Source organism: Enterococcus sp. AZ009 (assembly GCF_050548785.1).
GTDB lineage: Bacteria > Bacillota > Bacilli > Lactobacillales > Enterococcaceae > Enterococcus_D > Enterococcus_D entomosocium.
Genome location: NZ_CP172960.1, coordinates 2,646,610 through 2,667,310 on the forward strand (window position 1 = coordinate 2,646,610; position 20,701 = coordinate 2,667,310).

At 44.7% G+C, this 20,701-nt stretch carries 22 protein-coding genes; 9 read left to right on the plus strand and 13 right to left on the minus strand.

The window, feature by feature from the left end:
• The first annotated feature begins 84 nt into the window (after positions 1–84).
• Positions 85–828: an NADPH-dependent oxidoreductase gene (locus IGJ74_RS12605; RefSeq protein ID WP_087664956.1), complete on the plus strand. Its 744-nt coding sequence runs from the start codon at positions 85–87 to the stop codon at positions 826–828.
• A gap of 120 nt (positions 829–948) precedes the next feature.
• Here IGJ74_RS12605 and IGJ74_RS12610 read toward each other — a convergent pair whose 3' ends face one another.
• Complete coding sequence (locus IGJ74_RS12610; protein ID WP_142971541.1) at positions 949–1,299, minus strand: hypothetical protein; 351 nt, start codon at positions 1,297–1,299, stop codon at positions 949–951.
• 160 nt (positions 1,300–1,459) lie between these two features.
• Here IGJ74_RS12610 and IGJ74_RS12615 point away from each other — a divergent pair, with 160 nt between their 5' ends.
• Positions 1,460–1,768, plus strand: a complete 309-nt coding sequence (locus IGJ74_RS12615; protein WP_008378984.1) for a DUF5960 family protein — start codon at positions 1,460–1,462, stop codon at positions 1,766–1,768.
• A gap of 131 nt (positions 1,769–1,899) precedes the next feature.
• The gene (locus IGJ74_RS12620; protein WP_008378986.1) at positions 1,900–2,106 is read left to right on the plus strand and encodes a hypothetical protein; all 207 of its coding nucleotides are present in this window, start codon (positions 1,900–1,902) and stop codon (positions 2,104–2,106) included.
• Positions 2,107–2,249: 143 nt separating this feature from the next.
• Here the strand turns inward: IGJ74_RS12620 and IGJ74_RS12625 are convergent, their stop codons facing one another.
• Both IGJ74_RS12625 and pepV read right to left on the minus strand, forming a co-directional pair.
• Positions 2,250–2,543: a hypothetical protein gene (locus tag IGJ74_RS12625; RefSeq protein WP_087664958.1), complete on the minus strand. Its 294-nt coding sequence runs from the start codon at positions 2,541–2,543 to the stop codon at positions 2,250–2,252.
• Between the two features lie 221 nt (positions 2,544–2,764).
• The gene (gene pepV / locus IGJ74_RS12630; protein WP_008378990.1) at positions 2,765–4,189 is read right to left on the minus strand and encodes a dipeptidase PepV; all 1,425 of its coding nucleotides are present in this window, start codon (positions 4,187–4,189) and stop codon (positions 2,765–2,767) included.
• A gap of 159 nt (positions 4,190–4,348) precedes the next feature.
• On the opposite strand from pepV, the gene IGJ74_RS12635 reads away from it, so the two are divergent.
• Complete coding sequence (locus IGJ74_RS12635; protein WP_008378992.1) at positions 4,349–5,185, plus strand: NAD(P)H-hydrate dehydratase; 837 nt, start codon at positions 4,349–4,351, stop codon at positions 5,183–5,185.
• Positions 5,186–5,259: 74 nt separating this feature from the next.
• Here the strand turns inward: IGJ74_RS12635 and IGJ74_RS12640 are convergent, their stop codons facing one another.
• The 9 genes from IGJ74_RS12640 to IGJ74_RS12680 form a co-directional block, all read right to left on the minus strand.
• Positions 5,260–7,314 (minus strand): beta-galactosidase, encoded by a 2,055-nt coding sequence (locus IGJ74_RS12640; protein WP_087664959.1) that lies wholly within the window; start codon positions 7,312–7,314, stop codon positions 5,260–5,262.
• A complete protein-coding gene (locus IGJ74_RS12645; protein WP_087664960.1) occupies positions 7,311–9,548 on the minus strand; it encodes an alpha-galactosidase in 2,238 nt (745 codons plus the stop codon). Before IGJ74_RS12645 ends, IGJ74_RS12640 begins: the two co-directional genes overlap by 4 nt.
• 8 nt (positions 9,549–9,556) lie before the next feature.
• On the minus strand, positions 9,557–10,024 hold the full coding sequence (locus tag IGJ74_RS12650) for a hypothetical protein (protein ID WP_087664961.1): 468 nt from the start codon (positions 10,022–10,024) through the stop codon (positions 9,557–9,559).
• A 53-nt stretch (positions 10,025–10,077) separates the two neighbouring features.
• Positions 10,078–11,412: a PTS sugar transporter subunit IIC gene (locus IGJ74_RS12655; protein WP_008379001.1), complete on the minus strand. Its 1,335-nt coding sequence runs from the start codon at positions 11,410–11,412 to the stop codon at positions 10,078–10,080.
• A 100-nt stretch (positions 11,413–11,512) separates the two neighbouring features.
• Positions 11,513–12,547, minus strand: coding sequence for a LacI family DNA-binding transcriptional regulator (locus IGJ74_RS12660; RefSeq protein WP_087664962.1), 1,035 nt, complete (start codon positions 12,545–12,547; stop codon positions 11,513–11,515).
• 140 nt (positions 12,548–12,687) lie between these two features.
• Positions 12,688–13,290 carry a DUF624 domain-containing protein gene (locus IGJ74_RS12665; protein ID WP_086316398.1) on the minus strand — a complete coding sequence of 201 codons (603 nt, stop codon included), beginning with the start codon at positions 13,288–13,290 and terminating at the stop codon, positions 12,688–12,690.
• Positions 13,287–14,147, minus strand: a complete 861-nt coding sequence (locus tag IGJ74_RS12670; protein ID WP_005225484.1) for a carbohydrate ABC transporter permease — start codon at positions 14,145–14,147, stop codon at positions 13,287–13,289. Before IGJ74_RS12670 ends, IGJ74_RS12665 begins: the two co-directional genes overlap by 4 nt.
• Positions 14,147–15,058: a carbohydrate ABC transporter permease gene (locus IGJ74_RS12675; RefSeq protein WP_008379008.1), complete on the minus strand. Its 912-nt coding sequence runs from the start codon at positions 15,056–15,058 to the stop codon at positions 14,147–14,149. The genes IGJ74_RS12670 and IGJ74_RS12675 overlap by 1 nt, the downstream gene beginning before the upstream one ends.
• A 132-nt stretch (positions 15,059–15,190) precedes the next feature.
• Positions 15,191–16,507 (minus strand): ABC transporter substrate-binding protein, encoded by a 1,317-nt coding sequence (locus IGJ74_RS12680; RefSeq protein WP_008379010.1) that lies wholly within the window; start codon positions 16,505–16,507, stop codon positions 15,191–15,193.
• Between the two features lie 242 nt (positions 16,508–16,749).
• Between IGJ74_RS12680 and IGJ74_RS12685 the strand changes: the two genes are divergently transcribed.
• Positions 16,750–17,253 (plus strand): isochorismatase family cysteine hydrolase, encoded by a 504-nt coding sequence (locus IGJ74_RS12685; protein WP_086297248.1) that lies wholly within the window; start codon positions 16,750–16,752, stop codon positions 17,251–17,253.
• Positions 17,254–17,323: 70 nt separating this feature from the next.
• Here the strand turns inward: IGJ74_RS12685 and IGJ74_RS12690 are convergent, their stop codons facing one another.
• On the minus strand, positions 17,324–17,608 hold the full coding sequence (locus IGJ74_RS12690; RefSeq protein ID WP_005234711.1) for a hypothetical protein: 285 nt from the start codon (positions 17,606–17,608) through the stop codon (positions 17,324–17,326).
• A 288-nt stretch (positions 17,609–17,896) separates the two neighbouring features.
• Here IGJ74_RS12690 and IGJ74_RS12695 point away from each other — a divergent pair, with 288 nt between their 5' ends.
• From IGJ74_RS12695 to IGJ74_RS12710, 4 genes are all read left to right on the plus strand, one after another.
• Positions 17,897–19,030 (plus strand): alcohol dehydrogenase catalytic domain-containing protein, encoded by a 1,134-nt coding sequence (locus tag IGJ74_RS12695; RefSeq protein WP_086299276.1) that lies wholly within the window; start codon positions 17,897–17,899, stop codon positions 19,028–19,030.
• A gap of 19 nt (positions 19,031–19,049) precedes the next feature.
• Positions 19,050–19,394: a YrhK family protein gene (locus IGJ74_RS12700; protein WP_008379018.1), complete on the plus strand. Its 345-nt coding sequence runs from the start codon at positions 19,050–19,052 to the stop codon at positions 19,392–19,394.
• Between the two features lie 28 nt (positions 19,395–19,422).
• Positions 19,423–19,638 carry a DUF378 domain-containing protein gene (locus IGJ74_RS12705; protein ID WP_008379021.1) on the plus strand — a complete coding sequence of 72 codons (216 nt, stop codon included), beginning with the start codon at positions 19,423–19,425 and terminating at the stop codon, positions 19,636–19,638.
• A 181-nt stretch (positions 19,639–19,819) separates the two neighbouring features.
• Complete coding sequence (locus tag IGJ74_RS12710) at positions 19,820–20,662, plus strand: hypothetical protein (RefSeq protein WP_087664964.1); 843 nt, start codon at positions 19,820–19,822, stop codon at positions 20,660–20,662.
• Positions 20,663–20,701: the final 39 nt, after the last annotated feature.

Below are 20,701 nucleotides of genomic sequence, written 5' to 3' on the forward strand. Positions count from 1 at the left end.
TTGAAAACATTCTTTTTGTTCCCATTCCTTTTTTTCTGTTACACTAAAGAAGAAAGAAATTTGTACGTTACAGGAGGAAAAACGATGGATCTTTTTGATACTTTTACCCGCCACAGCTCTGTCAGAGATTTTCAACCCCGGTCACTATCAAAGGAACTCAAGCAAAAATTAGTAACGGTTGCCCAGAGCGGCTCCAGTTCGAACTTTGTTCAAGCTTATTCGATCATTGAGGTCAGTGATCCTGAAAAACTGGCTGCTATCGAAAAAATTGCCGGTGCCCCAAACTACATCACTCGAACGGGGGTCTTCTATCTTTTTGTCGCCGACTTACATAAGCATCAGCAGCTGCTGGCCCAAGCAGGATTGCCGGATACCCACTTAACCACGATGGAACCATTTATTGTGTCAGTCGTTGATACGACGATCGCTGCCCAAAATATGGTAGCATATGCTGAAGCACAAGACTTAGGAATTTGCTACATCGGCGGCATCCGCAATGATTTGCCTCGTATCGCAGAACTCGTCGGCTTACCAAAATTGACGTTTCCGTTATTCGGTTTAACGATCGGCTATCCGCAACACAGAAATGAGCCGAAAGTCCGCTTGCCCCAAGAAGCGATCGTAAGTGTCGATCAGTATCAACCGCTGACGCAGGAGCAAACAGCCCAGTACAACCAAACGACAGAAGCCTATTATGCACAACGCAGCAGCAATCAACAGCAAACCAATTGGCAAACGAAAATGACGGAATTTTTCCGTGAACCGCGACGTCCAGATGTCGCTGCCTTTATGAAGCAACAAGGCTTCTCAGACCACTTTGGCGAATGAGGACACTAATCACCACGGGAAAATAAAAAACGATCTTTGGCAAGGAATCTTGTCAGGATCGTTTTTTTACTTGGTGTAAAAAATCAGGTTCAGGCTGCTCTTGTATCTTTGTCGCGCTAATTAACGTGCGGCTTCTTGTGCGGTTTCGTTGACGGCAACTGCCTGCTCACATTTTTCCATTAATTCTACGAATGCTTTATCTAACACGGCTGCATTTTCGGAGGTTCGCTGACTGATTTGCGTCATAGGTTGCGCCGCAAGATCCAGCAAATAGGTAGGGATTGCTTCTTTTTCAGAAAAAGTGCCCTTGATCAGCGGCTGGTAGACAGACTCGCCACAAGGTCCAGTTTTGATAAAGGCTAGTTCGAACTGCGCCTTCCCTGACAAGCGCAACCGATAGACCCCTTCATTGGTCAGCAGTTTTTCATCGGTAAAGCGTGCCTGTAATCGTGCAAAGCGTTCATAATCCATGGTATCTGCTCCTTTTTGATTCCTTCTTTCCTCTAGTGTAGCAAATTTCTTGTTAGCAAAACATCTTTTTCATAGAGAACTCCCCCTTTTTCCTCGTTTGGTGATTTTCCACTTTACAAACAGAACAAACGTTCGTATAATTCAAGTGAGGTGAATGCGTATGCCAGCTGCAAAAATCGCTTATGCAAAACAAGAAACCTATGCATTTGAAAAACACTATTATGAATTGGTAAACTTTCCCACACCAGTGGCGCTTTTGTTTGATGAATTCGCATTGACGATGGAGCGCAATCAAAAATCATATATTGCGATCCCCGCGCGCTATTCCGTCTTAAAGGTTCCGCTCGTCTTTGTTTTTCGACTAGAGACTAAGGATGCGCCTGTTTATTATTATGAGCACGTACTTGCTGAAAATAAGATCATTCGCCGCTACAACCCCGAGCGTAACTATTTGCCCGGCGGAAGATAGACCAATGGTCCCCACCCCCGTTTACTGTACCAAGCGGCTGCTCTCTCCTCATGAAAATCACTGAGCAGCAGTTCGAATGTTTGTCATCAAAACAAAACCCCTCTATACTAAAAAGAAAGGGGTTTTTCACAATGACGAAAAAACCGCCGCAAACGTCTGAAGAAAAAGAAGCCGCTTCTAACAATATGGGATTGGGGATCGGTGTCGGAATGGCCTTAGGTGCTGCATTTGGGATGCTGTTTTTTGACAACCTGGCATTAGGCATGGGTTTAGGCATCGCACTAGGTGTAGCGATCGGTGCCGGTATGGATCAAAAAAGCAACAAAGACAAGAAATAGCTGAAGCAAAGAGCTGTGTTTATCTGTCACAGCTTGCTGCCCAGTAAATACAAAAAAAGCCTAGGTTCTGCACTTGTTGTACAGGACCTGGGCTTTTTTGCTACTTCGAGCAATTTTCTCGAAAACAGTTGCTTCACAGTTGGTTACAGCAGATTTCTTTTCGCCATTTCCGTGCGATACAGTTCATAAACCGCATCACTTTGCTTTGCATGACTGCGGTAAAAGAGCCCATAAGAGAAAATCGCTTGGAAATTGCTTCCTTGATTTGCTCGTGCTACAGCGTGGTACAAATTCGCCAACTGCTGATCAGACATCTTCCCGCTTTTGATTTGTTTGGCAACTGCTTTTTGAGAAAGGGTAAATAAAACCGTCGTAAATACTTGATAAACCACCCAAATCGCCAGAATGACCAAAATAAATTTCACCAAATCAGGCATCACTTTTCAACTCCTTACAAAAAGTAAATCATTCGGATGATTTGATGTCAATAATAAAATAACCCAACGAAAATAAAATATTTATTTTCTAAAGTAATAAAATAACAGTACGAAAATGATTGAAACAATCAGTCGTACTGCTATTCCTTTATTACCTCTATTCATCTAAGTATCAATAAATCGACTCAGCTAAAAAAAGAATAGACGGTATCAATGTCTCTTTATTTCGCCAAACGGTAGATAGCATCTGCATAGATCACCGCTGCGTTGAATAGGTCATCCAAGCTCATGAATTCATTGGCTTGGTGCATGGTGTCAACATAGCCTGGGAACATTGCGCCATAGGCAACGCCGCGTTTCAATAGACGGCCGTATGTGCCGCCGCCGATGATTTGTTCAAAGCCTTTTTCGCCGGTATGTTCTTCATAAACCGCCAATAAAGTTTCTACCAATGGATCATCTGCTGGCACGTAGTGAGGTTCCATGTTGCGGTCATTGCGAGTAACGGTGGCCCCTTCCATACCGACGGTGCGTTCCACACCGATTTCAAGTCCTTCCGCAGTTACACCTTTAGGATAACGGAAGTTCAAGGCGATAAAGTTGTCTGCTTGCGTTCCTGCTTGGTTCGCTTTAAAAGCAAACAAGCCAGCATTCATAGTTAATTTACCCATTTTTTCGTCTTCGTACGCCACACCTAATTTTTCACCGTAGAAATCTTCATGGACATAGGCTGCTGCTGCATGGATGAATTGTTTTGCGCCGCCGCCAAAGGCATAGTTATCTAAGAAGACAGCTAAGAAGGTTCCCGCATTGATTCCTGATTGTGGGCTGGCACCATGGGCACCTTTACCGACTAATTCGATCGTCACTTGTTCATTTTCTGTTTCAATTGTGCCCGTCACTGGATTGGCTTCAACGTAATCGAAAAAGGCTTTTTCGATCGCTAATGCTTCTTCTGTTGATGGAGCAATGAAGCTTGCCGTTGCCGTTCCTGGTACCATATTTTCTCGCAAGCCAGCAGTGAAACTTTGTAGCGTGAAGTCTCCTTCATTGTTGCCTTGGAAATGGATCCCTAATGTCACATTTCCTTTTTCTCCATTGATGATTGGGAAATTGGCATCTGGCGAGAAGCCAAAATCAGGCTTTTCTTCATGCTCAAAGTAGTAATCCATATCTGCCCAGCCGCTTTCTTCATCAGAACCAACGACAAAACGGATTTTTTTCGATAATGGCAAGCCCAATTCTTTAATGATTTTCATCCCATAATAGGCGGCCATTGAAGGACCTTTATCATCAGAAGAACCACGAGCATAGATTTTGTTGTCATTGATGACTGGATCATAAGGATCGGTTGACCAGCCGTCACCTGCAGGAACAACATCCATGTGACCGAAGATCCCTAATGTTTCGTCTCCTTCACCAAATTCGATGTGACCAGCGTAATTATCGACGTTTTTGACTGTGAAGCCATCACGTTCGCCATAAGCTAGCATGTGTAGCAACGCATCACGAGGTCCAGGACCAAATGGCGCGTCCGCAGTCACTTTATCATCTTCTCTTTCACTTTTCACTTTCAATAGATCAATCAAGTCGTTCAGCAAATCGTCTTTGCGGGCTTCGACCTCTTTTTTCCAATCGATTGTCATAGTGTTCCCTCCATTTCTGTTCTCGCTATTTATGATAACACTCTTAAACCAAAAAAGGAAAAAAAATTGCGCCTTTTTCCATGGGTCTTTTCTATGAAATTTCTAGGAAACAGGTATAATAAATATAACTCGATTTTGATTAACGAAAGGAGTCATTGCATGGAGCAACTTGATTCTGCGATTTTATCCAAAGTGATCCAACAGCGCCCGACAAAAAGCCACAAAGGTACCTTTGGCCGGGCCGTTTTAGTAGGGGGCAACCGCCAATTCGGTGGGGCGATCTTAATGGCGGCGCAAGCCTGTGTATATGGGGGAACTGGTTTGACCACTGTGATCTCCGATGGCGTCAACCGAACCGCCCTGCACGCCCGCTTGCCTGAAGCGATGTTTGTCGATTGGCAGCAAACAGAACTGATCGATACGGTCACCGAATCGGCGGACGTCCTACTGATTGGTCCCGGATTAGGAGAAGGAAAAAGCAATTTTGATCTGCTGCAGCGGATCGTTTCTGCCCAAAAAGAACACCAATGGTTGGTGATCGATGGTTCGGCGATCAATTTGGCTGCCAAATATCCGCTGATCATCCCCTTTCCTGAACAAGTCGTCTTCACGCCGCATCAGATGGAATGGCAACGGCTCAGCGGACTGGCAATTGCCGACCAGACCGAAGAAAACAATCAGCAAGCCCAACAAAAACTCGGAAGTCTGGTGGTCTTAAAAAGCCATCGCACGCAAATTTACGGTAGCAGCATCGCCCAAAATCCCCTAGGAACACCCGCAATGGCGACCGGCGGCATGGGGGATACGCTGGCAGGCATGATCACCAGCTTTTTGGCACAGTTTGAAAAAACAGAGGAAACGATCCAAGCGGCTGTCTATCTCCATAGCCTGATTGGCGAAGACTTGGCAAAAGAGCACTATGTCGTGTTGCCGACACAAATCAGTGCCGCATTGCCTCAATGGATGAAAAAGCACCAAGCATCTGATCCCGAATGATTTCTTATAAACCATTCACCAAAAAAACGTCCCTTTCTGCATTTGTCGAAAGGGACGTTTTTTCCAATGGTCAGTTAATTGTTAAAATAAACCACTCGCACTTCATACGGCGCCAAGGTTGCTGTTGGAGGAACTGCTTGATTGGTCTCTAAATCAACGACTTCTTTGATCAAGTGTAGTGTCTGCTCTTTCTCAGAAAAATTCATGATGAAAAAGTACGTTCGTTCTGGACTGATCCTGCCTTGGATCGAGACTGCAGGATTGGCATGCGCGATCCTTTCCTCTGCCAAGGACAGCTCACGGACCAAAGAGGCATAAAACTGTTCGAAAAAGTCATAGTTGGTGCGAGCCGCCAGATAGTAGGCGGTGCCTGCACCAAAGGTATGTTTGGTGATCGCAGGTGTTCCTTGGTAAAAATCCGCTTGATACACCCCTAGTACCTCCGCTGTTTCGGCTTCGATGATTGCAGAATAGTCCCGTGTTTCAAAGGGCTGTCCTTGAAAAACCACTTGATTGTGTTCAGTGTCAAAAAGAGTTTCCAGCTCCAGCACGTTGATGCCTAATAACCCTCGCAACGGCTGTGGCAAGCCCCCCATATACAACAGGTCGGTTTCATTGACCATGCCGCTAAAGTAACTGGAAATCAAGGTACCACCAGCTTCCGTGTACTGGCAAAGTTTTGCCATCGTCTCCGATGACATCAAGTAAAGCATCGGAGCGATCACCAACCGATAGTCAGAAAAATCTTGCTCTGGCGTCAAAATATCGACAGCGATGTCTTGTTCCCAGAAATAACGATAATGCTCCTGCAACGTTTGCGGATACCGTCTGGTTGGTCGACCAAACCCGCCGCCTCGCTTCAATGCCCAGTTGCTTTCCCAGTCAAAAAGGATCGCCACTGCTTTTTTTCTTGTGGTTCCTTGAATCTCTTTGATTTTTTCCAAGCGCTTGCCGTAAGCCGCAACTTCTTTGAAGACCCGATTCTCCGTGGAATCATCATGTCCCACGACTGCCCCATGGAATTTTTCTGAATTGCCGCGGGATTGGCGCCATTGAAAATACAAGGTACTATCTGAGCCGTGAGCGATCTGCTGCATGGCACTCAACTGATGGACACCAGGCTTTTTCGCTTTATTAAAGGAATGCCAGTTAACAAAACTCGGCGTGCATTCCATCACTAAAAAGGGCTGTTTCTTCAAAGACCAGTACTGGTCATGCACATAGGCAGATTTCATTGCTGTCGCTGCCAAAGATTCAAAGTTGTTGTTCCAATCAGGGTAACTATCCCAGCTAACGATGTCCACATGACGAGCAAACTTGCTGTAGTCAATGCCTTCTAAAGGAATAAAATCTTGGGTAGCATGTCCTTCCGCCATAAAATTCGTCGTCACAGGAATGTCCGGTGTCAGTTGGCGAATCGGCGTACATTCATGCAAATAAAAATCGATCGTCCTATCTGTAACAAATCGTTTCCAATCAAGATCCATGCCATGCACTTTGTGTTCTCCTAGAGGCGAAGGCGGTAAAACCTGCGACCAATCGGAGTACGTACCACTCCAAAAAGAAGTCCACCAGGCATGATTCAACGTGGCTAAATCACCATATTTCTTTTGCAGCCAACTGCGCCAGTTTTCTTGACAATAGGAACAAAAGCATTCACCAGAGTACTCATTGGAGATATGCCACATGGCTAATGCCGGATGCTTGCCGTAACGTTTTGCCAACTGCTGATTGATTTGCGTTACCTTTTCCCGATAGATCGGTGAAGAGTAACAGTGATTGTGGCGAAACCCATGGGTATGTTTTTGCCCTTGGGCGTTGGTCCGATTGACTTCGGGATACTTTTGGCTCAACCATTGCGGACGTCCACCGCTAGGAGTGGCCAAAATGACTTTGCCGCCGATGCCATGGATCTGATCAAACATACGATCCAACCAGTCAAACTGATAAACGCCTTCTTGCGGCTCTAAGGCACTCCAAGCAAACACCCCTAATGTGACGGTGTTGACATGGGCTTGCTGCATATAAGCAAGATCCTTTTGCAAGATTTCTGGATAAGCCAGCCATTGATCGGGGTTGTAATCCCCGCCATGCATAAACTGCTGATCAAAAAATTGATTGCTCATCATTCTGCTCCTTTTTTGGCATGTAAATGGTATACAAATGATTGAAAATCGCCAGTGACTTGCGCCGTTCCATGGTTGACGGCATTAAACTGATAGGGTTTACGCAACCCTAATTGTCTTAACAGCTGACCAGAGACGGGTTCGCCATTGACCTGGTACACCTGTTGGCCATCGAGAAAGGCTGCGGGCAAAAAGTCTTCCGCCGTCGGATTGGCTTGTGCCAACACGCGAAAGAAAGCAACCAATGCTTCTTCGTTTTGCGGATCATACACCGCCCAAGTTTTTTCATTGCCATGGTCCAACTGCTGCAGCTGGTAAAAAGTGCCAAAGGTCAGCAATTGCCGCTGCTTTTTATAAAAAACGATTTGGGATTTGATTGCCTGCTTTTCAGCGTCAGACAAGTGAAAGAGATCGAGTTCATACCCCAATGGCCCGAACATTGCGACGGTTTGCCGAAAGGCTAAAGAAGTTGTCCTGCCGACTTGGTGGTTTGGTGCCGCCGACACGTGATTGCTGAAGGAGGACAACGGATACCCTAACAACGTTCCGCTTTGGATGGCTAAACGTTCCACTGCATCACTATCATCACTAGGCCAAATCTGCGGACTGTAAAACAAGATCCCCAAATCGTATCTGCCCCCGCCGCCAGCACAGCCTTCGATCAAAAGGGTCGGAAACGCCGCTAAGATTTTTTCATATAAGCGATAAAGGCCTAAAATATAACGATGATAAAACTCCGTCTGAGAAATTCCCTGTTCCGCTAAGTAAGGAGAGTAAGCTTCCGTGATATTGCGGTTCATATCCCATTTGATGTAATCCAGCTTGGTTTCAAGGATCACTTTTTGCATCGCTTCGAAAATTGCCTCGACCACTGCTGGATTGGCAAAATCCAACACGTATTGTCCGCGCCCCACAGAGATCCGCTCATAAGGATGCTTGACTACCCACTCAGGATGCTCTTGGTACAACTGACTATCTGGCGAAACCATTTCTGGTTCAAACCAAATCCCCAGTTGCAGCTGCATGGCATGAATTTTCTCAGCAAAAGACCCGATTCCTTTTGGAAATTTGGCAGGGTCCGCCACCCAATCGCCTAATGAACTGCGGTCGTTATTGCGTTTTCCAAACCAACCATCATCCAGCACAAAGCACTCCATCCCTAACGCCTTGCTTTCTTGGGCTAAGGTCAACAGCTTCTCTTCATTAAAATCAAAATAAGTCGCTTCCCAGTTATTAAAGACGATCGGCCGCTGCCGCTTTTGCCAATAAGGGGCAATCACATGCTTTTCGATAAATTGGGCGGATTCTTGACTCAAACCATTCAGGCCAGCAGCGGTGAAGGTGAAGAGACATTCCGGCGCTTCAAAGGTTTCTCCTTGTGAAAGCTGCCAGCTGAAATGTTCAGGATGTATCCCCAACATCAATCGAACGTTGTCCCATTCATCCATTTCTGCTTGCGCCAAAAAGTTACCAGAATAAATCAGGTTGGCACCGTAGACGTGACCAGTGTCATTGGTGGCTTGCTGTTCTTTTAAGGCAACAAAAGGATTGTGCTGATGACCAGACGCTCCTTTTAACGAGCCGACACTGATCGTCCCTTGGGTCAAAGGAACCGTCTTGATATGTCGTTCTTTCAGCCATGCGCCTGAAAGATGCAGCAGTTCAAAATCACGATTTTTCAGCTCCAAGACACCACTCAAAAAGCGCTGGATGGTTCTAGGCTTGCTCCCCGTATTGGTCAGTGTTTGCTGCCGCGTGATGGTACCTGATCCTTTGAAGATCGTATAGGTGATCGCCAGTTCCAGCTGCCGCTCTTGATCTACCAATTCAAAGACGATGCTTTGGCTTTCATCGGCAGCCGCGAAGCTGGCTGGTTGCGCCAGCTTTCGTTCTTTGCCCTCAAAACAGTGAAAAGCCACAAGTTTAAAATCAACATAAAGTGGGGTTTCTTCCTCAAAAACCGACACTACCCCTTCTCGAAAATCAGAAGTCCCATACGTTGGCAATTCTTGAAAACGGTCTGCCAAGGTAAAAAGATTGTCTGCTTCAAAAAATTTGACGGTTCCTGCCGATTTATTCTCTTTTTTCTCAAGGTACGCTTGATCAAACGGCGCCAGTGTGCCTAGAGATGGCCCAAAATAGACATGACCCAGTTGCTGATTTGGTAACACATTTATGATATAACTGATTTTTTCATTGTATAAGTGAAAGAGTTGTTCGTTCTTTATTTCTATCATTGCTATCCTCAATTTTCCCCATTTTTTTCATTTGTCCCTGCTCGTTGACAAGCTGCTTCAAGATAACGCAAGCGTTTTTTGACACCACGATTGAAAAAGAATTTGTAAAACAGCGCCGCCAGCATAAAACTGTAGGTTGTTTTCTGCTGCTCAAAACGGCTTTGTTCCGAATACGTGACTTGCAGCTTCCCTTTTCGTCCTGGAGCAAAACTGTACCGTTGATCGATCGCTCCTTCTTCATGGGTCGTACAAAGCCACAGCGCATCCGCGGCAATTTTTTTGACCGTCATAACGGCTGGTACCATCCGCGGAGCGGTTTTGGTTTGAATCATCGTTTCAATACGGCAACCTTCCCCGAACGGTTCTTGGGCTTGTTTGGCTAGAAAGAATTTCTCTTGTTCCGCCAATAACACACGGGAAAAGTCCGTAGGTGTGGTATTCATTTGATAACTGCAAGACAATGTATCGGTTCTCATCACAAATTCCTTTCTAAAGGATGCGCTTATTGCATTCCTTTACGTTTCTGGGCTTATCTTTCTTCTACCCTTTGATTGATCGTCTCAGATGCCGCTTGTTCATTTAATGCCGCTTCTGCTTTTTCTTCTTTCAAGTACCCGCGATCCATTACGATCAAGAATGGCACCCAAATCAAGGTCATTACGGCAACCGTCACTAACTGTAAGATTGCGCCGGCAACAGAACCCGTGCCTAACCAACCAGATAAGAAAACAGGGGTCGTCCAAACCACCGTTGCTCCAATTGGTCGTGGCACCAAGCCTGCGGCGATCGCAAAGTAAGAGATCGTCGTACTGGCTAATGGCGCTAAGATCCATGGGACAAAAGCGATCGGGTTCAAGACGATCGGTAAACCAAAGGTCATCGGTTCAGATACGTTGAAAACAGATGGAGCGATCACCGTCTTCATTAATTTTTTCATCCGAATCGAACGAGCGATAAAGAAGGCCATTGTAATCGAGATCCCCAGCTGCATTCCTTGATTGACGAACACGCCCATAAACGTAGTGTTAATGATATGGGGCAATTGTTCAGCCCCTGCTTTGTAAGCTTCATAGTTTTCAATCGCTAACGCATTCATGATTGGATCGATCACCGCATTGACCACTAGTGTCCCGTGAATCCCAAACCACCAGAAGAATTGGGTGAACAAGACGGCGATCAGTACTGCTGGCAACGTACCGCCTAAGCCCATCAATGGTTTTTGCAAAATCTCATAAACGAAATCAACGGCATTGCCCCATGAAGTAAAGGTGAACAAGTAGCGGATCAAATTGAAAAGGAACAACGGTGCCGCACCAGGAATGATGGCGACAAATGATTCTGCGATCATTGGCGGAACCGAATCTGGCATTTTGATCGTCAGCCCAGCCGCACTGATTTTGCAATAGATCTGCGTAGCGATAATGGCCGTGATGATTCCAACAAACATTCCCTCAGCCCCTAATTTCGACAAGGGGATCACTGTACCTAACTCTTCGGATGAGCCAAAAGGCAGCAGCATCAAAAACGAAGACAGTGAGATGGCACCCGCAAATAATTTGGCTTGTCCATACTTGCCAGCCAACTGATAGCCGATCCCAAAAACAACGAAAATAGCGGTGATACTCATGGTTGCATTTCCGATAGGACCAAAAAAGTCGTTTAGAAACGTGATGAATCCCTCTGGAAGTTTTTCCGAGAGTCCGAAAGTAGCAGGCAGATTTTGAATAATAATCATAATTGACGCAAACATTGTCGCAGGAAAAGCGACCATAAACCCATCACGCAGACTTAACAAGTATTTGTTGTTGGCAATGATCTGAGCAAAAGGCACCATCTTTTCGGCTAATTTATCAATAAACTTCATTTCGTTTTCTCCTTTATTTTTAACTGTAAACGTTTACTACAATCAGTATAGTTGTTTAGTTAATGTTTACACAATCCCTAAAATAAAAAAAGATCAGACGTCACTGATCTTTTTCGGCAATCGATTCTCTAATGATCAATTCACTGCCACAAACGACGCGAACCGGCATCGTCCGCACCCCAAGGATTTTATTTTTCGCTAATTCGACACTCATCTGCCCCATCTCTTCAGCTTTCATCTTGACGGAAGACAGTGCGGGCGTCATAAATTGCGCCATTTCGATATCATCAAAACTAACGACTGACACATCTTTAGGAATCGATAGCCCCGCTTCAGTGAGTGCCTTGTAAACCCCGACAGCCATAGGATCGCTGGCAACGACGATCGCTGTGGGGCGAGGATTCATTTGCGCGATCTGCTGACCAAAATGCAAACCAGTCTCTGGTGACCATTTCCCCTGCAGCACGGTTGTGAACTTTTCCAATTTATTGAGCAGCATCCATTGGCGGTAGTTTTCTGCTCGAATCTCTTGTTCATCGTAAACGACTTCGCCAGAAATCGTCACTCGGCTGGCAACACCACCCACAAAGGCGATATGCTCATGACCCTTCTCTTTTAACATCGTGAGGATCTGGTGGGTCTTTTGGGCAAAATCGGTTTGGATGCAATCGTAGCTGGGTGCTTCACTATAATTATCCACCAGGATAATATTGGCATTTTGCTGACTGATCTCTGCCAAAGCATCGCTGGTCATCTCTCCAATAATAATGACTGCGCCATACTTCGCCAATTGCGCCAAATCTTTTTGAGGCTCCCGCATGGAAAAGGCCCGAATCGTTTTTAAGCGCCACTTCGCCGCTTCTTTTTCGATCCCATTGCGGATCATCATAAAGTACGGATCGTTTCTTTCCGACTCTCGATCGTGGCGGGTAATGATGGCAATCGTGTTTTGGTCGCCGACTTCACGGGAATGGGGTTGATTTTTTTCTTTTGAATAGTTCATTTGGTTGGCGATCTCAATGACTCGTTGCCGCGTGTGTTCATTGATACTGAAGGTTTCATCATTGTTAAGGATTCTAGAAACACTTGCTACCGACACCCCGGCTAATTTCGCGATATCTCTCATACTTGCCATAGCTGCACCTCATCTGTTTACTGTTTACTAAATTCACCTTCAGCATAGGCATAATTTTCGACCCTGTCAACCTTCTTTTCACAAAAAAACGGAACTCCCTAGCTTTTCACTAAAGAAGTTCCGGGATACCCGTTTGTTTTCTATTTGAACGCTTTGTCACAGAGCACGACATTGACCAAATACAAGGTGCTGATTCCTAAGACCAATAAGTAGACAGGACCAAACAGCAAAAAGGTCAAGACAAGTGTCACTGTTACTAAAAGATGCGCCAGTACTCTTTTTGGTGAACGCGCAAACTGATAAAAACTATAAAACAATGAGATGGGCTGCTGCGGATAGGTGTGAAGCAGCCTCGTTTGATAAAGTAAGACCAAGCAAAACAAGCCAAAGGTGAGCGCTAACGCGTAACTAGCGATCTGAAACAGCGGGTGCTGCAGACGGCGAAAGACAAAACTGTCCACTAAAAGCAGCAGAAAGAATAGACTGAGCAAACGATCTTGCCCTTTTCTCGTTGCCCACTGTTGATGAAACACCTGCTGAAAACGAGCTTTGCTACTTGCTTCCAAGCCATCGTTCCGCAGTTCCACCAAAGTCCCGATCAATGCTCGACTAGCAGTGGTACTGGTAATCAAAGGCAAGGAATACAACAGCCACATGCCTTGTAAAACCAGCAAATGCGGGAGCCAATTGATGCCAGTCAGCAGCCCTTGGTTCAAGCGTTGCGGCGTGACTTTTGTTCTCATCCTTTGGAACCTCCCGTCAGATCCATTCCTTCAATAAAGTAGCGTTGTGCGAGGAAGAACAGCAAGATCGTCGGCAATAACACAAGCGTTGCTCCTGCCATCAAGTAGTTCCACTGGGTCGTTGATTGGTTTTGGAAGACTTGCAAGCCAATCTGCAGCGTGTACTTTTCTTGGTTTTGAATATACAGTAACGGCCCTAAGAAATCATTCCACGCCCCATTGAAGGAGTTGATGGCGATGGTGATCAGTGCGGGTTTCGTCAATGGGATCATTAGATGGCTCCAAATATAAAGATGATTGGCGCCATCGATCTTAGCGGCTTCGATCAATTCATTGTTGACGGACAAGTAAAACTGCCGCATCAAGAAAATGTTAAAGGCGTTGCCGAAAAACGCTGGAACGATCAGCGGCAGATAGGTGCCGACCCAGCCGATTTTGGAAAACAAAACATACTGCGGGATCATCGTCACAAAGCCAGGAATCATCATGGTAGACAAGACGAGGGCAAAGATCAGATTTTTTCCTGGAAAGGCCAATTTTGCAAACCCATAAGCAATGAAGGAATTTGATAAGACATTCCCGAAGACCACTAAGACAGTAATGAATAACGTATTTTTTGCATACTGCCAAAAAGGAAAGGCGTTGATGGTCTCCAAATAATTGCCAAGATTGATTTCTTCTGGGAAAAAGGTCGGCGGGTAACGCACGATCTCCTCCATCGGTTTCAATGACGTAAAGACCATCCACAGCAACGGAATCAGCAGCACGATCCCGATGATCGACATCACCACATAGCTGATGATTTTCTTGACTCGCTGTTGGCTTGATTTGCTTCGCGTTTTTGTCGTCATTTCCATTAGCTGCCACCTCCGGTATAGTGAACCCAGCGTGGTGCCAGCTTGAGATTGATAAAGGTCAAGACTAGGACGATCAAGAACAAGATCATCGACATTGCCATCGCATAACCCATATCAAAGGCAACAAATGCTTTGTTCCACATATGCAAATTATAGAATAGCAACGAATTCGCCGGACCGCCGGTACCATTTTTGGTCATCACGTATGCTTCTTGGAAAATTTGAAAAGAACCGATCGTTGAAGTAATCACATCATAGAAGATGATCGGCGTGATCAAAGGAATCGTAATATTTTTGAATTTCGCCCAAACCCCCGCTCCATCGATCTCAGCCGATTCGTACAGCGTCGGCGAAATATTTTGCAAGGTAGCTAGATACAAGAGCATCGCGCCCCCTGAACTCCAAATCTTCATCAAAATCAACGCTGGTTTCGTCCATTCTGGATCAAACAGCCATGCCGGACCTTTGATATTGAACCAGCTCAAGAAGGTATTGATCAATCCTGCGGAAGGAGATAATAATTGCATCCATAAGACGTAGACGGCAACCCCTGAAAGGATCGCTGGTAAGTAAAAGGTCGTTCGGAAAAAACTGATTCCGCGGATTTTTTGATTCAGTAAAGTGGCTAGAAAAACACTGAATAACGTGGTTAAGGGAACATTGAAGAGTACAAAATACGCCGTGTTATAAAGAGATTTCCAAAACAGGGTATCTTGCGTGAACATGCGGGTAAAGTTCTTAAAGCCGATAAAATTCATTTTTGAAGTCAGATTGTAATCGGTAAAGCTTCCTACGAAGGAAAACAGCATGGGCCCTAACATAAAGATCACGAACCCAAGCAAAAATGGTGCTACGAAGAAGTAGCCCCAAAGAGCTTCTTGCCGTTTACTTTTTGAACGCTTCTTTGGCATTCCTTCCACTCCATTCTATTTTTACTCATTGTTTATTCAAGAAAACACGTCCGCTTCGCAAAGCAGAAAGCAAAGCCCAGTCCGCTAACCGACTGGACTTTCCTTCTTTTTTAAAAACGCTCGTTTTGAAATTTATTTGTTTTGCTCAACGAGATCTTCGACCGCTTTTTGCGCATCTGCCAACCCTTCAGCCGGTGTTTTGCTGCCCAGCATGATTTGGTCGATCTGTTCATTGACAAGACTGCTGAAATCAGGAGCTGTCAATGGTACAGGTGTGATCACCGTATTGGCAAAGTTTTCATCTGCCATTTGGTAGATCATTTGGCCGTTTTCATCTAGATTGTCGTTGTTGACCAAGTTTTCGTTGGCTGTTCGATTCGCCATGATATCAAAGCTTTTCTCACCAAATTTCTCTTGAACTTCTGGTGTCGACAAGTATTTGATAAACTCATAGGACGCTTCAGGATCTTTGGCTCCGTATGGCACTTCTAAGACGAACCCGCCACCCCATGACCAGTGACCAGAACCACTTTCTTTTTCAGGAATTTGAATGACCCCAAATTCAAAGTCATCCGGTGCATTTTCCGCTAAACTTGAGTAGTAGTTGATGTTTTGCGCACGCATCGCCACTAATCCAGAAATGAATGGATCGGCAACACCTGAACCAAATTCAGCTTCTAACCGATTGATGGTATCTTGACCATAATACTCTTGCCAGTCTAAGATCCATTCCAACGCTTCCACTTTGTTGTCTGTATCGATTTTGACGTTCTCATCCTTGTCAAACCAGCTGACGCCATCGTCGGCATTCAAGGCCCACACATCGGCGCCTAAATTCCACAATGGGTAAAAACCGATCCGCTCAAAGTCATCACCGTTTTTGACATCTAATTTACGAGCAACTGTTTCTAACTCCTCCCACGTTTGGGGCAGTTGCTCTTCACTGATACCTGCCTCTTTAAAGAGTGTCTTGTTGTAGAAAATCACTTGCGTATCTGTATTGAAAGGAACAGCATACGCATCCCCTTCATACTCCACCGTATCCCATAATTGCGGATAAAATTCATCAGAAAAGCCTTCTTCGATATACTCGCTTAAATTTGTTGCTTGCTGCGCTTCTGCCCGCTGAGCAACAGAATTAATATCTTGTACAATAACATCAGGCGGATTACCAGCAGTGATCGACGACAGTGATTTTGTCCAAATATCGCCCCAAGGCTGGTAGCTGTATTTGACCTCGATTTTATCTTGTGACGCATTAAAATCATCAATAATTTCTTCAATTACTTCTTGTCTTGCACCAGACCCCCAGAAGGACCAAAAATCCAACGTCGTTTTGCCATCTGCTGACTCATTCCCCGAGGAATCAGCGGTTTCGCTATTGCCACATCCTGCCGCCAGTACACCAACTGAAAAAAGCAAAGTCCCCATATAAAATAACTTTCTCATTTAACCTAACCTACTTTCATTTATTTTTAATGTACTATTTAAAAGCTATCACTACTTCTTCTTTTCAGCAAACAAAAAGCATCGTTATTCGAATAAAAAAATAACATTTTTACCGTTTCACGATAAGAAGAGCGTTTTCTTTGAAAATTTAAAAAAAGTGGGGCATCATAGAAATAGCACCTATTTTTCAACCTCTCGTTAGATCATTTGAAAAACGATGTTTATAGAAAGGGAGTAACCACATGCTAGTCATTGTCGATATGCAAAACCAAATTCTCGATGAAGAGAACGAAGCGTATGTGCCAGATAGCGCCGCTCTCGTCAAACGAATCGCCAAGCGCCTAGAACAAGCGCGGGCGAATGGGGAGTACATCTTACACACCCGCGACATCCCAATCGAAGTCAAAGGAACGTCTGATGAAGAAGCCGCTGCCCTGCAGCTTATCCCAGAACTTAAGCCTCTCGAAAATGAAAAAGTCGTCAAGAAATACTATTACAGTATTCCACCTGAAGTCTTGATCGACATCAAGAAAAATCTATTTAAGCCTGAAGAAGAAAAGAAAATCGAAATCACCGGTGTTGAAACCAACATCTGCGTCCTTTCCAATACGATCGAGATCCAAAGCGCCTTTCCTGACGCTGATTTCACCATCAATAAAACATTAGTCGCCGGTAAAAATCACGAGTCGCAAGGACTCGACATCTTACGAGACTTCAATGTCCAAATCATTGATGGAACAAAATAAACCAATGACCAATAAATAACGAAAGCTCCCTGTTCAAGGAACAGAGAGCTTTTTCAATTTAATTATTCATTCAATTCATTGAGCCATCTAATAGCTCGGTCGGAATTTCAATCCGAACCTCATTTTCTGTCTGACAGTTTGGACATACGAAGGTTCCTTCGATGGCTTCCTTCACTTCCCCGTAAGTATAATGAATAGCGATTTCATCTTCTGCCAATTCATTCGTTTCCAACGGTGGTACCATGGTTAATTGCCCCTCGCTGTCTTCTTGTAAATGAACGACTAGCTTCCCATCAAAGTTTTCATTGCAATTGGTGCAGGAAGCTTTTCCTCGAATCGTTAGATCCATGATCATCCCTCCTCATTTCTTGTCACTGGTTGATGCAGGTTCCAGTAGATACTCGTAACACATGCATGCTTCACTTTAATAGTGTCACGCTTTCACTTTTTTAGCAAATCATCTGTTTTTCTTTTTTTAAACCATTGATGAAGAAAAATCCTAATCAACCGTTTTGAGCGTTTTCGTTGTCAAATCGTTAAAATCCTTGCAGAATTAACTTATCTGTTACTGAAAAGTAAAAACATGTTGTTGGAAAAATTAGTGATTGTCCGAACTTATCTGAACAAACAAGGAGGAAAAATGATGCAAGCAGTAACCTGGCAAGGAAATCAAAAAATGGACGTTCGCCGTGTAGAAGATCCAACGATTTTAGAACCGACGGATGCGATCATCCGAATCACCGCAACTGCAATCTGCGGCTCTGATCTCCACCTTTACCACCATGGCGGCTCGGTTTTGGAAGAAGGCTATGTCGTTGGTCACGAACCAATGGGTATTGTCGAAGAAGTCGGCAGTCAAATACAGAAACTAAAAAAAGGCGACCGCGTCGTCATCCCTTTCAATATCGGTTGCGGTCACTGCCACTTTTGTCAAAATGAGATGGAAAGTCAATGCGACAATTCTTCAGAAGATACATTGTATGGCGGCTTATTCGGTTTTGGAAAAATGAACGGCAACCACTGGGGCGGTCAAGCCGAATTCTTGCGCGTACCGTTCGCAGATTTCACCTCGTTTATCGTACCTGAATCAACGATCCCTGATGAAAAAGTATTGTTTTTATCTGACATCTTACCTACAGCATATTGGAGCGTCCAAAATGCCGGCGTCAAAAAAGATGATACCGTGATCGTCTTAGGCTCAGGACCAGTTGGCTTGTTTGCGCAAAAATTTGCTGTGATGGCAGGCGCTAAGCGGGTGATTGCCGTGGACCCTGTTGCTCATCGCCTAGAAAAAGCCAGCAGCTACAATCAAGTCGAAACATTCCAATTGGATGATCTGGCTACTAGTGCCGATGAATTGTATGAGCTGACCAAAGGTGGCGCTGATGTGATCATCGACTGTGTTGGGATGGATGGTTTAGAACCCGTCAAAGAAAAAGCCAAAAATCTAGTCAGCTTGCAAAGTGGAACAATCTCACCGATCCAGATGGCCGCCAAGGCAGTCAAAAAATTTGGTACCGTCCAAATCACTGGCGTTTACATGACACCTGCTTCTTCTTATCCATTGCAAGAATTCTTTATGCGCAACATTGATGTCAAACACGGGCAAGCACCTGTGATCCATTTGATGCCAAAAATTTATGATATGATCGCGGACGGTTTGTTTGACCCGTCACAGATCATCACCCACACGATGCCTTTAGCAGATGCTGCCAAAGCGTATGAGATTTTTGACAAAAAAGAAGACAAGAACATCAAAGTTGTCTTGAAACCTTAGCACAAATAAAGGAGCAGTGATGGCACCTATGCCAAAAATCAAACGGAGTGAACATCAATTCGATCCTGGAAAAGAAGAAGATGTGATCATCAAGGCAAGTCGCTTTCGCATCTACTTTCAAAATCGCTACATGTTGATCTCACTTACGAATGATATTTTGACGGGCTTGTTTTATATTTTCGGGAGTATCGTTTCATTAACTAGCTTACCTGCGATTTACGGAACGATCGCCTATTTGATCGGCGGTGTCTTTTTGACCATTCGCCCGCTGATTAAAATCGTTCGCCATGTCTATATCTATAATGATCGCAATCAAGAAGGCGAGAAAGAAAAAGATGTCACCATCACCGACGATGAAAGTTGATGGGGCGACAACTAGAGAGGAGTTTCCTATGTTAAAAACATTTGATGGGATCGCACTGACACTATTGATCATCGGTGGGATCAATTGGCTGCTGGTCGGCGCCTTCGAGTTTGACCTTGTCGCAGCGATCACCGGCGGCAGCACGTCGATCATTGCCCGCGTCATTTATATTCTAGTTGGGATCAGCGCATTGTATAGCCTAAAATTCTTTCCAGCTATCGCCCGCCAACAAACACTCGACTAAATGAAAATAAAGCCTGCATCTGCGGTGTGCTGACCCCAAAAAAGTTAGATTTTTGGTCTAACTTTTTGAGGTCGCATCTGTGGATGTAGTTTTTTTGTCTACAATCATTGAAAAAAAACACCAGTTGTACTACTCTTGTATTTAACCTACTATTTTCGAAAATATAAAAAGGACGTGACTCATGACCCCACCTACTAGACCCTCGCTGATACGTCGGATACTCGGTCGGATGCTTTTGCTATTGATTTTCTTATTTATTCTAGGTATTATTGGCGGAATTATTGTTTTAAATAACCTCACCATCGCGGAAAATTGGTTTGGTCTGAATGAATACCAAGTCGTTGAAACCAGGCATCAGATCATTCGTTTGTTCCCCTACTTTTGGGTAGCAGGGATCCTGCTGGTCTTTTTGATCGGTCTGATCATCGGTCTCAAAAAACACAAAAAGTCGCCATTTTACTGGTTATTCTCATTGCTCTTGCTGCCAGCGATTCTCTTTTGTATTGGCGTAGTTTCCACCTTTTTACCTGTAGACCGCCAACTCTTTCGAGAAGAAACCAGTGCCAAAGAAATTATGGCGGCGCTGCCAAATCAATCTTCATTCAAGGACAAAGAGCTGCAACTGGTCAGCTATAGTTTTCACATCCGCAATGTCCCGCTAAAAAGCGGCATTTATGCAGTTGCGCGAGTGATCAATCCAAACACAGGCCTACAAGACGAGTATTGGTATTACCCAGAAAATCTGTTGACCAAATGGAAAAAAGACGACGATACGATCGAGCTTTCGATGGAAGATACCATTGCCTTTGATGCCATCGACTGGGGCGTCATTCCCAAGATCATCAAGGATTCTGAGGCGCGAGCAGCTCAGCTAAATCACTATGTTCCTGGCGTCAGCATCGTCATTTTAAACGGCTTCCAAGGCGAATGGACTTGGACCGTTGGTTTAAATGGGATTCGTAATCGAACCGAGATCAATTATGTCTATGATCTCAAAGGAAATTATCAATCCGAATGGCAATAAAACAAGCGGCACCTATCCCTGTGAATAGGTGCCACTTTT